Here is a 13,209-nt window from a genome sequence, read left to right as displayed (position 1 = left end):
CGTATCGTCGCGCGCATGTTGCCCGCAGACATTCCCCAGACCGACCACCTCCTCGAGCTCGTCGAGATGCGCGGCATCCCGAGCATCACCATCTCGCTGCCCTCATCACCGGTCCCGGCCGACCACGAACGCATTCGCCTCCAGCTTCGCGACCTGATCGATGACGCCGACCGCCAGGCCAAAGAAACGAGTGTCGGGCGCCCCGAGCGAGAGGCAGCGATCGCCCGACTGCGTTCCGTCCTCGACGACGATGACTTCTGGACGCACCAGTCGCGCTCTCTCGTGCTGCTCGCGTCGGCCGAGCGGCTTGAGACCTTCCGACTGGCCAACCGGCTCACCGCGAGGGCGACTGTCTCGGACCGGTTCGACACCGGACCGCTGCTTCGCGCTGTCACTTTCCCGCGTCGCGCCTTCGTGGTGCAGATCTCCCGGGGCGGAGCTCGCCTGACCGAATTCGGCGCCGATCACGGGCTCGCCGAGCGCGACCTTTCGTTGCCGAGTGATCACGGGCTGATTCTCGAAGAGGCAGATAACGGCGGCCATGCCGACTTCCCGCGGCCGCAGGGCTCGACCGGCGACAGGCTCGAGCGTGAGCGCTTCTGCCGGGTCGTGCAAGACGAGGTGGTCCGCATCGTGCCGCGGGACGTCCCCGTCATCCTGTGCGTTTCGACAGACCTCGAGCCCGCGTACCGCGCCGTCAACACGCATCCAGCACTCCTCGAGCCCGCGATCGATGCGCACCCGGACTCCCTCGGCGACGACGACCTCGAAGAACGAGCACGCAGCATTCTCGACCGGCACGAAGAGGACGTCCTCGCAGCCTGGCGGGAGCGGTTCGGATCACTCGAGGCTCAGGGGCTGGCCACCACCAGCCTCGATGACGTCGCCGTTGCCGCCTCGAACGCCGCCATCGATGAGCTGCTGTTCGATCTCGAATCCGAGACGGAAGGCACGATCGATGACCGAGGCCGCCTTGAGCGAGCGGAAACGCCTGGGCCGGATTCAACGGTTCTCGTCGACGAGATCGCGGCCCGCGTCCTGCGCACGGGAGGCACGGTGCGCGCCGCCCGGGGTGACGACATGATCGCCGGGTCACCGGTTGCAGCGACCCTTCGGTTCCCGCTCGATCAGATGGCTACCTGATCTGCTCACGCAACTCCGCGTCGAAGGAGTGCGCCGTGTGAAGATGTGGACATGGCTCACACGCCGACCGCTTCGCTGAGCCCCGCTGACCAGGAGCGTCGGCGGGGCCTGCGGACGATGAAGTCCGTGGCCCTCGGCGCACTGCTGCTCATGGCGGCCCTGTTCCTCGTCGGGTTCATCGGCCAGCAGCAGGTCCCCGCGCTCGCGTACCTGCGCGCGGCAGCCGAGGGCGGCATGGTCGGAGCTCTCGCGGATTGGTTCGCCGTGACAGCACTGTTTCGGCATCCGTTGGGAATCCCCATTCCCCACACCGCGATCATCCCCCGCCGTAAGGACGAGATCGGCCAGTCGCTCGGAGAGTTCGTCGAGACGAACTTCCTCGCGGCGGACGTCGTGCGCACCAAGCTCGAATCGACCTCCATCGCCGCCCGCCTCGGTGCCTGGCTAAGCGATCGCGACCACGCGGCGCGCGTCGGCTCGGAGGCGGCTGCCATGGGATCCGGCGTCCTTCGTGCGCTCAGCGACGACGACGCGCAGGAGGTCATCACAGCCCTCGCGCGCGAGCACCTCATCGTGCCGGAATGGTCGCCGGCGATCGGCGAATGGCTCGGCCGCATCGTCGACGCCGACGCCCACCGCACCGCCGTGGATCTTGCCGCCGAGAACATCGACGAGTGGCTCGCCAACAACCGGGATGCCTTCACGGGCCTCGTCTCGGGGCGCCTTCCCTCGTGGGTGCCGAGCATCGCCGCGCGCCTCGTCGACGAGACCGTCTATTCCGAGGCCGTCACCTTCGTGCGGGCGGTGCGGACGAATCCCGATCATCCCGCGCGCGCCGCGATCACGGCGTACCTCGCCCGCCTGTCCGAGAGCATGCAGCACGACCCGCAGACGATCGGGCGGTTCGAGGACGCGAAGCTCGCCGTCTTCGACAGCCCGCGAGTCCGCGACCTTGCCACGCACGCCTGGAACACCGCGAAGACTGGGCTCCTCGATGCCCTGGCGGATCCGCGAAGCGGCCTGCGCACCCAGATCGACAGTGCACTGCGCGATATCGGTGAGCGACTCGCGCGCGAACCCGAGTTGCAACGCCGCGTCGACACCTGGGTGACGGATGCCGCGGTCTTCCTCGTCGACCGGTATCGGCACGACATCGCATCCCTCATCACCGACACGGTGGAGCGGTGGGATCCCGCCGAGACGACCGAGAAGATCGAACTCATGGTGGGGCGAGACCTGCAGTACATCCGCCTCAACGGCACGATCGTCGGCGCGCTTGCGGGCCTGGTGATCTACACGATCGCTCACGCCCTGTTCGGCTGAGAGCGGCGTGCCAGGGTCGTGATCAGACGACGCTGATGACCGTTCCGCCGGTGAGATCGACCAACTGCGGGAACGTCAGCGGAAACACCGTGTGCGGTGTGCCGCCGGCTGCCCAGATCTCGGGGAACGCGGCGAGGTCTTCGTCCACGATCGTCACCAGCGGCGCCGGATGCCCCGTCGGCGCGACCCCGCCGATCGCCTGGCCCGTCGCCTGACGCACCTGGTCGGGCGTGGCTCGGATGATCGAGGTCCGACCGAGCCGGGTAGCCAACGCTTTCGTATCGACGCGGTGGGCGCCGCTGGTCATCACGAGTAGCGGCTCGCCGTCGGACCAGAAGACAAGGCTGTTGGCAATAGCCCCCACCTCGACTCCGAGCGCCTCAGCGGCGAGGGCGGCCGTGGAGGCGGCATCCGGCAGCACAACGATGTCGCCGGGGATCCCCGCCGCCCGGATCGCATCGTGGACGAGCCGGCTGCGGGCGGGAAGGTGATCGGACATGGTCTGAGCCTAGAGCCGGGTCAAGACCGTGGCGAAACCCGCTCTCTGACGACAGCGTGGATGCATGGTCATCGCGTTCGGGGTCGTGCTGCTGCTTGCCATCCTCATCTCCGGGATCGCCCACCGCACGGTGCTCTCCACGGCGGTGCTCTTCCTCATCGCGGGGTTCCTGCTGGGCGAGGGGATGCTGGGTCGCCGCCGTTCTCGCTCCGACTGACCCCGTGCTTTCCTCGGCGATCGTCGGACGCGAGGAGATTCCCTGGCGCATCCGGCACCTGCTGAGCGTCGAGTCGGGGCTGAACGACGGTCTCGCGCTGCCGGCGGTGCTCGTGTTCCTGGCGATCGTCGACGGAACCCAGACGGAGTATGGGGCGCTTGCGCTGGAGCTCGTCGGCCGGGTCGCGCTCGGCGTTGCGGTACCCCTCGTGGTGAACCTGCTGATCCGGATCAATTTCCTGCGGGCGACCCCGCTTTACGCGGCGCTGACTCCCGTCGCGATTGCGTGCATCATCTTCGGCGTCAGTTCGCTGACGGGAGCAAACCTCTACCTTGCGGCGTTCTCTGCAGGAATCACGATCGCGAGCGCCATGCCCGAGGTGCGAGACGCCTTCATCGAGTTCGGCGATTACGCAGCCGAGATCGTGAAGCTGCTCGCCCTGTTCGTGTTCGGCGCACTGATCTCGCCCGCGCTGCTCGCGGACGTCAACGGCTGGGGGTACCTCTTCGCCGTTCTCACGCTCGTGGTGGCCCGGCCCGTCGCCGTCGAGACTGCGCTCATCGGAAGCAAGCTGCCCTGGGAAGAGCGAGCGACAGCTGCGTGGTTCGGCCCGAAGGGATTCGCGTCGGTCCTGTACGGGCTCCTCGTGCTCGAGGGCGGACACCCGGACTCCGCGCACCTGTTCCACATCATCGTCGTGGCGATCTCGCTCTCGATCATCGCCCACTCGTCCACCGATGTCCCGATCGCTCGCTGGTTCGCTCGACGCGAGGCGCGCGAACGACAAGCTACGAATTCCTCGGGCTGAGCACCGGCGCACTCGCCGTATGTCCCCGCCGCGATCGTGGGCGGCGGATATCCTGTGCGGATGAGCCTTCTCGGCGGCGGATCAGGCGACGACAAGAACAAGATCACCCCCGCGCGCATCACGATCTGGGTCGTCGTCGCCGGGGTCGGCGTGTACTTGGTCGTCTCGGGCCTGGTCGGCATCCTCTCGGGCGGCAGCTGACACACGCACGGATGCCGCACCTCAGCGACCGGCATCCGTAGGCTTGCCGCGTGGGAGTGTGGCTAGCCGCGCTGAGCGGCCTGATCGGCGGCGGCGCACTGTTCGTCGGCGCCGGCGTCGCGTGGTTCGTCAAGGCGCCGCGGCTGGTCGTCCTGGCGGTCATGGCGTTCGGAGCGGGCGTGCTGATCTCGACGCTCGCGTTCGAGCTCGTGGCTGAAGCCGCTGACGGCGGCGGGATCGTGCCGACCGCTGCCGGGTTCCTCGGCGGCGCGGTCGTCTACATCGTCGCCGACTGGCTCGTCTCGCGCCCCAAGCCCGCTGCAACCAACTCCCGCAACATCGCCAAGCGCCGCGGGAACGGGAAAGCTGCACTCTCAGGCGGCGGCGCGGCGATCGCGATCGGATCGCTCATCGACGGAATCCCCGAGTCCGTCGTTATGGGACTCTCGGTGCTGCAAACAGGAGGCCTCAGCATCCCGATCGTCGCCGCGATCGCCATCAGCAACATCCCCGAGGGGCTCTCGTCCACGGCGGCCTTCAAACAGGATGGGAGCCGCGGACGCACGGTGGCTCTCCTGTGGGGTGGCATCACTGCCGCATCCGTTCTCGCAGCCGTGGTTGGATACCTGGCCCTCCAGACCGCGCCGCCCGAACTCATCGCAATCATTACCAGCGTCGCGGCGGGAGCTCTGCTCGCCATGGTCGCAAACACGATGATCCCGGAAGCATTTGAGCGCCTTCACCTCCTGACGGGGCTATGGGTGACTCTCGGATTCCTGCTCGCGTTCGTCATGCACGAACTCGGCTGACCCCTCGGCTGCGGCGCGGGCCAGCCTCAGCCCTTCCCGCCCGGCGGGCCGATGATCAGCAGGCTCACGTAGAGCACGACGACCGCGGCGGCGATGAGGATGCCGAGCACCCACGGACGGCGCAGGAACCAGCGCAGCGCGCGGTCATACCACGCCTGATCGCGCGGGTCGCCTGTCTGCTCGAGGCGCCACTGCCCGACCAGCGAACCACGCCTGTGCAGCCAGACCTCGGTGGGGATCGTCGCGTACGGAACTATCGCACTGACGAGACCGACAACCGTCGGCCATGCGCGCCATCTGTTGTTCAGCGCTACGAGGATCACCGTGGCGCCGTAGGACAGAAAGACGAAGCCATGGATGCCGCCACCGATCGTCACGGCGAGCGCCAGCTCGGGATTCACGGCCCGAATGATGAGAGCTGCGATAAGCAGGGTCCACGAAATCGCCTCGAGGATGGCCAGGGTACGGAACAGGGAGAGGGGATGACGGAACACACCTTCAGCATACCTGAAGGAACCCGAGCACCGTCGCACCTTTGATACGTTGAAGATCGTCGCCGGGCAGCTCAGCGTGACCGAGGCGGCGGAGGAGTTCGGGATCTCGCGGCGGCATCTGCATCGGCTGCTCGCCCGCTACCGGGACGAGGGTCTGGACGGGTTGGAGGCGCGTTCCCGTGCGCCGAAGTCCTCACCGCACGCGGCCACCGATCGGGTTCGGGACCGGATCGTGCAGTTGCGGGTCGCGTTGACCGCGACGGGCACCGATGCCGGACCGGTCACGATCGCCTGGCACCTGCATCAGGAGGGGTTGCGGGCACCGTCGACCTCGACGATCCGCCGGATCCTGCACGCGGCCGGGCTGATCGCCCCGGAACCCCGCAAACGCCCGCGCAGTTCGTACGTGCGGTTCGAAGCGACCCAGCCGAACGAGACCTGGCAGTCCGACTTCGCATGCACCACCTCGGAATCGGAGCCGACCACCGCGGCACCCCAGTGCTCCTGCTCGCCGACGACTCCACCGTCACCGTCGTCGCCACCCGTACCGGCGAGATCCTCGCCACCAATCAGATCGACCCCGACAAGACCTACTGGCGCAACACGATGAAAGCCCCGGCCGCTGGCCGGAGGCTTCCAACAAGTGACCTATGACGCGACTCAAGAGAGACCTATGTCGCGACTCATCACAAAGTGGACCTCCGTAGAGAGTTTGAGAACCCCTGCCCACACCTGAAAACCTTGTCTTTGCGCAGGTCACGGGGATTCTACGACCACGACCAGCGCTCCTCTGAGCCTACCGTTTCCGACTCAAGGGGGCGAGTGGTGCGATCACTTGGGATGGCTCAAACCCTCCTTCGCCCGGAGCAGGTCGACGATCTGGTAGCGCAGTACCGCGAGGGCGCAACGCTCGTGGAGCTGGCATCCGTGTTCGGCGTGAACCGCCGCACGGTCGCCACCCACCTCACCCGGCGAGAGGTGACGATCCGCCGTGGACGGTTCGATCCCTCCCGCATCCACGAAGCAGCCGACCTCTACCTCAGCGGGTTGACGCTGGTAGAGGTCGGCATCAAGGTCGGGGCGGGGCCTCAGGCTGTCCGGCGAGCGCTCGCTTCCCACGGCGTCGTGATCCGGCCTGGCGGGCGCTGTGGTTCTCGCATCACGGCATCCACTGCCGTGGGCGGTTGAGCCTAGACACGAAGAGCTGGCTCACGCAGGCTCGCTTCGACGCGCGAGTCGTGGCGCTGGTGACGACGGACCGCAGCCTCGCGCAGGCGCGCGCGGATAAGCAGAGCGACGCTCACGGGTCCCATGATGATGAACTTGAGTGCGTTCCAGCATGCCCAGAGGACAATCAGGTGGAGCCAGCCTGGGCCGCCGTCGGCTGCCGCGCCAGAGCAGATGCTGCCGATCAGGATGTACGGAAGCGCGACCAGCATCGCTGGTATCCCCCACTTGAGTCCGCGGCGGGTGCGGATGGCAGCGAGCAGTCGGTTGCTCGGCATGTAGCGGTGCAGATAGTCGCGGGTGTGAACGCTGAGCGTCCAGATAAGGCGGAACATGACGGGCCTCTCGTCACACGTGTTACTCCGTCGAGGAGGCAGAACGTGTGTGAGTGCCCGAAGGCCGTCCCGGAGGACCCGCAATATGAGGAGAACCTGCCTCACCATCCACTGTACGCCGGGGTCGCCGTTCACGGAACCCTCCGACTCCCGCGTCGCCGCGCGCACCTCTCTGTAGGAGTGAGAGGAGCCGGCGATGACGATCTTGAGCCAGATAGTCCAGGACGAGCGCACAGCACGGATGGTGCTGTCGATGCTCGTCGAACCGGACGATGCCGTCACCGGTCGCCTCCTGGGCGAGCTCGGTGCACAGGAGCTGTTTCGGATCGCCGAGGGTGATGACGCGGTGCCGGGGCTCAGCACCGTTGACGCTCAAGTGTGGCGCGCCCAGTTCCAGCGCCCAGACACTCGGACACTTGAAGAGAACCTCGTCGAAGCCGAGCGCGCCGGTACCGGCACGCTGATTCCCGGAGAGAAAGACTGGCCTTCCGCGCTCGACGATCTTGGCGACCGGCGGCCGTACGTCCTCTGGACTCGTGGCATGACCTCGTTTCTCGCGCGACCGCTCAACGATCTCGTCACGATCACCGGCGCGAGGGCCTCGACATCCTACGGCGAGCAGGTGGCCGGGCAGCTTGCCTCCGACCTCGCCTGCGCTGAGCGGATCATCGTGGCCGGAGGTGCCTACGGCATCGAAGGTGCTGCCCATCGCGCGGCGCTCGCGGCCGGTGGCGATACCATCGCAGTCCTTGCGAACGGAGTTGATCGCGCGTATCCGGCGGGCCACAGCGAGCTGCTCGGTCGTGTCGCTGATGACGGTCTGCTGGTCAGCGAAGTCGCACCCGGCGCAACGCCGACCCGCCATCGGTTCATCGCCCGTGCACGGTTGATGGCCGCACTGTCCACAGCAACGGTCGTGGTTGAGGCCGGCGCGCGATCGGGATCGATGAAGGTCGCGCAGGAAGCGCACCAACTCGGTCGCTCCCTCGGTGCCGTCCCCGGCCCCGTCACCAGCGCGACGAGTGTCGGGCCGCACCGGCTTCTGCACAGTGGGGAGGCCCGGTTGGTGGCCGGCTCGACCGACCTCGAACAGATGATCAGGCAGCCGGTAGGCAGCAGGGGTTCCGTTGCGGCGGTGCGAAGCCGACCTGCTCCCAGCGCCTCGCGTGATGCGCGAAGCGTCGTTGAGATGTGACAGCAAAGCTCTAAACCTGGGCTGCTCCCTCCCCGCGTTGTCGGTGGCCATCCCTACGCTTGTCATATGAGCTTCACTGCCCTCCACCGCGTTCTCGGTCGCGGCCCCGGTCCGTTGACGGACGAACTGCTCGATTCGGCTGTCGCGGCTGGTGCGACGGAGTCCGACGACCTGGACTGGAAGTCGGAGCTTCCACCTCAGAAGGGATTGCCGCAGACCGACTTCCCGAAAGACGTTGCGGCCATGGCGAACAGTGGGGGTGGCGTCATCGTCTTCGGCGTGCACGAGTCACAGAAGGCGGCGACCGGGCGTACCGACGTTGGCGACTTTGACGAGGGGTACGAGCGCTCCCTTCGCAGCGCGGCGATCACCGCGATCACGCCGCCTGTGTTCGGCCTGAACGTGTTTCGGCTGGGCTCGGCGGAAGGCGAGCGTGCCGTCATCGTTGAGGTGCCAGCCAGCGTCGATGGTCCGCATCTGATCTATAGGGGCGACTACTTCGGTGCACCCGTTCGGAACGATGCGGACACGGTGTGGATGAAGGAGCGTCAGATCGAGGCGATGTACCGTGCGCGCTTCGACGAGCGCCGCCACGCCACCGAAGTTCTGGACACGTTGTATGCGGAAGCAGCAGCCGGGCGAGATTCAGAGACGCGCGCCTGGCTGGTAGCAGTTGCCCACCCACGCCTCCCACGCGTCGGAAGTCGGCTCACGCGCGATGAAGCCCGTGAGATCCTCGCAAAGGCTGAGAGCCTTGCGCTCTTTTACGCGGGCCGCGGTGGCATTCACCCACTGGAGAGCGTCAACCGTCACAACCCGCGACCAGGCCTTCGTCGATGGGTGGCCGTGAACAGTGCGGCAGGTGAAGGCTCGGCGTGGAAGGAGGCCTGGGCGAGCATTCACCACGATGGATCAGTCACGATCGCAGCGGCCGTTGGGGGCCACCGCATGAGCAGCGACGGCTACTTCGATGGCTGGCAGGTCCAGTCCGCAGCCATCGAATGCGCGATGGCGGACCTCATGGCGCTGGTGCGCAAGACAGCGGAAGCGACAGGCGGCGGTGAGTACGACATCCGCGTCGGGATCGACTTCACTGGCGATCATCCGCTGACCATCTCAACGATCGACAACTTCGGCTATCACTACGACGGAGCCTCAGTCCCACTTCACCTGTACACGCCAGTCGAGTTCACGGTTAACGCGTCCGAGGCAGACTTGGACTTCTACTGGCACGTCCATGACCTCGCCCAGGACTGCGTGAACCAAGGCGGCATCTCGAACGTGCTGATGATCCAGCCGCCTGACCGCGATGCGCAGGAGACTGCTTGACGCGCACTGCCCTGTGGCCAGCACCAGTGGTCGAGCCAGACGGTGGTAGAAAACGGGGTCTACGGTCGAATGCGGCCCTGGACGCGCGCGCGTGCGCGTAGCCTGTCACGGACCTCTTCATGGATGGTGTTGGAGGTCTGCTCCGCGGTCTCGGCGGAGACAACCAGCGCATATCGGATCGTGTTGCCTGCACGGAGTCGCTGGGCGTCGTCCATGCACTCGACATGAATCGGGAAGCTGTCTCCATCAACGAAAGACATGGCGCGAGAGCCCTGCACAATCTCGTGCTGAAGGCTTCCCCTCCGAACCGCGTTGTGCTCTGCATCGGAACGCTCGCCGCCTGCGAGGCTCGTGTCGGGTGTACTGAAGTAGACCTTCGCGCTGCGGTACCGAGTGAGCTGGCCGACCGTCGGAGCCATGAATGCCAGCGTGATGGTGAAGCGGTGCCATTCCGCTTTCGCTCGAAGCGAGGGAGGCAGTGGGAATCCGTAAGTATGGCGCTCGTTCCGTGCGATTTGACCGCCCGCGACGAGGACGGCTCGGTTGGACGCGGCTTCGCCGAGTCTGCTGAGGTCGAGGCGACCGTAGCCGAGCAGAGCCGTCAACTGCCGCCGAGCATCCTGGCCATTGAGACCAAGATCGTTGCGCAGGCTGTTCTCCCAAGCGCCCCAACTGCTTGCATGGGCAAGGAGAGCGCGCACGAGCAGCGGGTGGTATTGCGGATCAGGAAGCGGTGCGTCTTCGGGATCGCGGTTATCAGACTCAAGGAGGTCAAACAGCCTGCTGGCTTCACGGGTGACGAGCGCCGTCGCGTTACTGGTGCCGTTCGTGAACACCGTGCTGTTGGTAGCACCCCCGCGTCCCGGAGCGGCCACCTGCAAGCCGGGTCCCGTCGCGGCGGTGCGAGCCAGGCCGACGGCAACGTCAGTCTGACCGGGCAGCACGATGGGGCGCGTGTAGAGGGCGCGGCCTCCGGAGTGATGAAGGTCCGGCTTGACCGACCGATCGACACCGGGCCCAACCGACCCGTAGTGTGCGGGAGCGTCCGGGTTGGTGATATCCCACACCGTATCTGGAACTGCGATCTCGCCGAGGCCGTCTGAGTGCGTGGCACCGACGGTGAGGGCGTTCAGTGCATCGCCAGGCGGAAGGATGCCGCGTAGCAGCGCCGTCTCGAAGCCGACCCGCATTGCAGCCAGGCGAGCGGCGTCAGTGTCGTGCGCGGCATCGGCGGGGATCGTGAACTCGTCGGTGTGGTTACCCGCACTGACGACGAACAGCAGATTGTACGAGTGGGCGAGCCAGTCCAGCAGGCGCCCAACGGGGCTCATTCGACGCGTGAGTGCTCGTGTCTGTGCGCCTATGGAGAGGTTCACAACCCGGACGCTCGGCGCTGCGGCAGGCTGGTTCCCCTCGCCCTTCACAATCCGTCTGATCGCACGATGAAGGACGTCGGGGAGCAGACGATTCGGGACTACCTGCTCGTGCCCAGGCATGAACTCATGGGGCTGCAGGATCGGGCGCACGTAGAGAGGACGATCAAGCGCGGGACCGCCATCAGTGAGGTCGCCGTGAATGATGAGTGACGCCATGGCGGTTCCGTGGTGGCGAGCCGCGACGGGGTAGTTCTCACCAAGCCCATCAGGGTCATCGATCGAGAGCCGGCCTTGGAGCGTGTCGTGGTTGGTGAACGGCAGCCCGTCGAGCAGCGCGATCCGAGGCTTGCCTTCGACTCTGTCGCTGCGAGCAAGGTTGGTTTGAGTAACTGGCTCAAGAGTCCCTGGTGCAACGCTCATCGGGGTGAAGGGGCTGACGAACATGACGTCATCAGTCGTGAGAAGCCGAATGGCCGAAGCTCCGTTGGTCAACACGGACTGGACCTGCTGGATCGGGAGTTCAGCCAGGAGCGCGTGGTACTCGATCTCTCCGATCTGCGAGCGATCCAAGACTCGACCGGCGCTGGAAGTGATGACTTCCTCGACGTGCGCCTCGGCAGCCGCACGCTGGGCGGCATCACGCCTGTGCCAGAGCTCGACTTCGACGAGGACGGTGCTGACTGACTGACCGACCATGCTGAGAGTCTCTTCCCAGCGCTCTCGTAGACCAGTCTCACGGATGCGGTCCTCAGCGCCCCACCGACGTATCGCTGTCAGTTGCTGGAAGGCCGTCTTGAACTTGCCTAGCCCGTGCTCGAACGACGCGGACGGGTCGGCCTGCCATTGAGCGAAGAGCCGGAGTAGTTCGTCGATCGCCTTGGTGTTGGACATGACCAAGTACAGCGAGTGCGTGACGCGCTTGTCTGTCCGTCCAGCTTCACGCTCCGTCATGTGGAAATCGTCGTCGGGGTCAGATTGATCCCCGAGAAGCTCCGACAGAAACTCCAGGCCATCGATCCGGTTGATTGCGTTGCGGAAGTCCTTGACGCTTCCCGCCAGATCAAATACGACCACGAGTGCGGGGTCAATCTCCTCTGGGGTGTCGGCGCTCAGACGGGCACGTTCGGCTTCGAAAGCTGCGGCCAAGTCCTTGAACTGAGGAGTCAGTCGTTCACCTTGTCGCCCAGCGCCCGGCTTTGCCAGACGTGGAAGATCACGCGGCGTCTGGGTTGGCCGCGCCACAACCTCCGCCGGCCCGAACGCAAGGAGCGGTTTGCGCTCAACCGTCACCCTGCCGCCTGACCTCGGCGGTGTTCAAGCCGTTCTAGCACTATCCGGCGGATGTTGTCATCCGGGAGTTCCAGCACCGCGCGGCGGCGCACATCAAGTGCGAACTCTTCCAACTCGGCGAAGCTCGCCCCGGCCAACTTGTCGGCGAGGGTACGAGGAGCGAAACCGAGGTCGCCTCCGAGGCGTTCAGCAAGACGTTCGAGGAATCTCGTCGCCTGTGCGCGGCTAGGAGGTCCCAACTCCGTCCGAATCTGGAACCGTCGCCATGCCGCCCGATCCAGCAGCTCGCCGTGGTTGGTTGCGCCAACGAAGATCACGTGGGGTGGCAGTCTGTCGATTTGGAGCAGCAGTGTCGAAACCACCCGCTTGATCTCGCCGGTCTCGTGCTCGTCTGCTCGTTCCTTGGCGATGGTGTCCAGTTCGTCGAAGAACAACACGCAACGGCGGGTCCGCGCGAACTCAAACGCGTTGTCCAGCCGTGCGGCCGTTTCGCCGAGGAAACTCGACATGACTCCCTCGTAGCGGATCACGTAGAAGGGAAGCATCAGTTCTGCCGCGATCGCTTCCGCCACGCTCGTCTTGCCGTTTCCAGGCGGGCCAGACAGCAGAAGTCGGTTGCGCGGCTCAATACCGTAACTACGCAGAAGCTCGGCGCGCTTCTGCTCCTCGATCAGTTCGGTCACGACTCGTTGCGGGACCGGCGCAAGTTCGAGTTCATGCAGCCGACGGTTCGGTACGACCTCATGCACGAGATCGCGGATCGCTGCTGCTCGGTCGTCGCGGACGGGTCCCTGTCCCGTCGTCGTGATGAGTTGCGAGAGCCGATCGGCGAGAAGATGATGCTGGTTGGCGCGTTCTTCGGCGATGACGGACTCAACCAGCACCTTGAAGCGTTCCCGATCGCCGCGGCGTTCGGCCTCGACGAGGTCTAGGAGTAGATCAGCGCGCGCCATCGCCCCGCCT

Annotated in this window: 17 protein-coding genes and 1 pseudogene; 13 read left to right on the top strand and 5 right to left on the bottom strand. The window is 65.9% G+C overall.

Going from position 1 to position 13,209, the window contains the following annotated elements; genetic code table 11:
• Positions 1–15 precede the first annotated feature (15 nt).
• The gene (locus LL236_RS01045; protein ID WP_228176940.1) at positions 16–1,143 is read left to right on the top strand and encodes a baeRF11 domain-containing protein; all 1,128 of its coding nucleotides are present in this window, start codon (positions 16–18) and stop codon (positions 1,141–1,143) included.
• Between the two features lie 51 nt (positions 1,144–1,194).
• Positions 1,195–2,466 (top strand): DUF445 domain-containing protein, encoded by a 1,272-nt coding sequence (locus LL236_RS01040; RefSeq protein ID WP_228176939.1) that lies wholly within the window; start codon positions 1,195–1,197, stop codon positions 2,464–2,466.
• A 22-nt stretch (positions 2,467–2,488) separates the two neighbouring features.
• Here LL236_RS01040 and LL236_RS01035 read toward each other — a convergent pair whose 3' ends face one another.
• On the bottom strand, positions 2,489–2,965 hold the full coding sequence (locus LL236_RS01035) for a YbaK/EbsC family protein (RefSeq protein ID WP_228176938.1): 477 nt from the start codon (positions 2,963–2,965) through the stop codon (positions 2,489–2,491).
• A gap of 64 nt (positions 2,966–3,029) precedes the next feature.
• On the opposite strand from LL236_RS01035, the gene LL236_RS01030 reads away from it, so the two are divergent.
• Genes LL236_RS01030 through LL236_RS01015 form a run of 4 tightly spaced genes read left to right on the top strand, consistent with a single transcriptional unit; the run spans position 3,030 to position 5,000 of the window.
• Positions 3,030–3,182 (top strand): hypothetical protein, encoded by a 153-nt coding sequence (locus tag LL236_RS01030; protein ID WP_228176937.1) that lies wholly within the window; start codon positions 3,030–3,032, stop codon positions 3,180–3,182.
• Positions 3,183–3,186: 4 nt separating this feature from the next.
• On the top strand, positions 3,187–3,990 hold the full coding sequence (locus tag LL236_RS01025; protein WP_228176936.1) for a cation:proton antiporter domain-containing protein: 804 nt from the start codon (positions 3,187–3,189) through the stop codon (positions 3,988–3,990).
• A gap of 60 nt (positions 3,991–4,050) precedes the next feature.
• Positions 4,051–4,191 (top strand): hypothetical protein, encoded by a 141-nt coding sequence (locus LL236_RS01020; RefSeq protein ID WP_228176935.1) that lies wholly within the window; start codon positions 4,051–4,053, stop codon positions 4,189–4,191.
• Positions 4,192–4,241: 50 nt separating this feature from the next.
• Complete coding sequence (locus tag LL236_RS01015) at positions 4,242–5,000, top strand: ZIP family metal transporter (protein ID WP_228176934.1); 759 nt, start codon at positions 4,242–4,244, stop codon at positions 4,998–5,000.
• A 26-nt stretch (positions 5,001–5,026) separates the two neighbouring features.
• On the opposite strand, the gene LL236_RS01010 is transcribed toward LL236_RS01015, so the two are convergent.
• Positions 5,027–5,494, bottom strand: a complete 468-nt coding sequence (locus LL236_RS01010) for a DUF3817 domain-containing protein (protein WP_228176933.1) — start codon at positions 5,492–5,494, stop codon at positions 5,027–5,029.
• A 49-nt stretch (positions 5,495–5,543) separates the two neighbouring features.
• On the opposite strand from LL236_RS01010, the pseudogene LL236_RS01005 reads away from it, so the two are divergent.
• The 3 genes and pseudogenes from LL236_RS01005 to LL236_RS00995 form a co-directional block, all read left to right on the top strand.
• A pseudogene (locus LL236_RS01005) lies at positions 5,544–5,945 on the top strand (helix-turn-helix domain-containing protein); the annotation flags it as partial.
• A gap of 5 nt (positions 5,946–5,950) precedes the next feature.
• Complete coding sequence (locus LL236_RS01000) at positions 5,951–6,148, top strand: hypothetical protein (protein WP_228177190.1); 198 nt, start codon at positions 5,951–5,953, stop codon at positions 6,146–6,148.
• 186 nt (positions 6,149–6,334) lie between these two features.
• Positions 6,335–6,682: a hypothetical protein gene (locus LL236_RS00995; protein WP_228176932.1), complete on the top strand. Its 348-nt coding sequence runs from the start codon at positions 6,335–6,337 to the stop codon at positions 6,680–6,682.
• 2 nt (positions 6,683–6,684) lie between these two features.
• On the opposite strand, the gene LL236_RS00990 is transcribed toward LL236_RS00995, so the two are convergent.
• The gene (locus LL236_RS00990) at positions 6,685–7,056 is read right to left on the bottom strand and encodes a hypothetical protein (protein ID WP_054682923.1); all 372 of its coding nucleotides are present in this window, start codon (positions 7,054–7,056) and stop codon (positions 6,685–6,687) included.
• 196 nt (positions 7,057–7,252) lie between these two features.
• Here LL236_RS00990 and LL236_RS00985 point away from each other — a divergent pair, with 196 nt between their 5' ends.
• Positions 7,253–8,251, top strand: a complete 999-nt coding sequence (locus LL236_RS00985) for a DNA-processing protein DprA (protein WP_054682925.1) — start codon at positions 7,253–7,255, stop codon at positions 8,249–8,251.
• A 66-nt stretch (positions 8,252–8,317) separates the two neighbouring features.
• Positions 8,318–9,580: an AlbA family DNA-binding domain-containing protein gene (locus LL236_RS00980; RefSeq protein WP_228176931.1), complete on the top strand. Its 1,263-nt coding sequence runs from the start codon at positions 8,318–8,320 to the stop codon at positions 9,578–9,580.
• A gap of 59 nt (positions 9,581–9,639) precedes the next feature.
• On the opposite strand, the gene LL236_RS00975 is transcribed toward LL236_RS00980, so the two are convergent.
• Positions 9,640–11,907 carry a S8 family peptidase gene (locus LL236_RS00975; protein WP_228176930.1) on the bottom strand — a complete coding sequence of 756 codons (2,268 nt, stop codon included), beginning with the start codon at positions 11,905–11,907 and terminating at the stop codon, positions 9,640–9,642.
• On the opposite strand from LL236_RS00975, the gene LL236_RS00970 reads away from it, so the two are divergent.
• Complete coding sequence (locus LL236_RS00970) at positions 11,908–12,258, top strand: hypothetical protein (RefSeq protein ID WP_228176929.1); 351 nt, start codon at positions 11,908–11,910, stop codon at positions 12,256–12,258.
• Here the strand turns inward: LL236_RS00970 and LL236_RS00965 are convergent.
• Positions 12,243–12,929, bottom strand: coding sequence for an AAA family ATPase (locus tag LL236_RS00965; RefSeq protein WP_228176928.1), 687 nt, complete (start codon positions 12,927–12,929; stop codon positions 12,243–12,245). The two genes, LL236_RS00970 and LL236_RS00965, sit on opposite strands and share 16 nt — an antisense overlap.
• A gap of 33 nt (positions 12,930–12,962) precedes the next feature.
• On the opposite strand from LL236_RS00965, the gene LL236_RS00960 reads away from it, so the two are divergent.
• Entirely contained in the window at positions 12,963–13,178 is a 216-nt protein-coding gene (locus LL236_RS00960; RefSeq protein ID WP_228176927.1) for a hypothetical protein, read from the top strand.
• Positions 13,179–13,209 lie beyond the last annotated feature (31 nt).

It is taken from the genome of Microbacterium schleiferi (genome assembly GCF_020781975.1).
GTDB lineage: Bacteria > Actinomycetota > Actinomycetes > Actinomycetales > Microbacteriaceae > Microbacterium.
The sequence above is the reverse complement of the archived record's forward strand: the minus strand, read 5'-3'. Positions and strand labels throughout refer to the sequence as shown.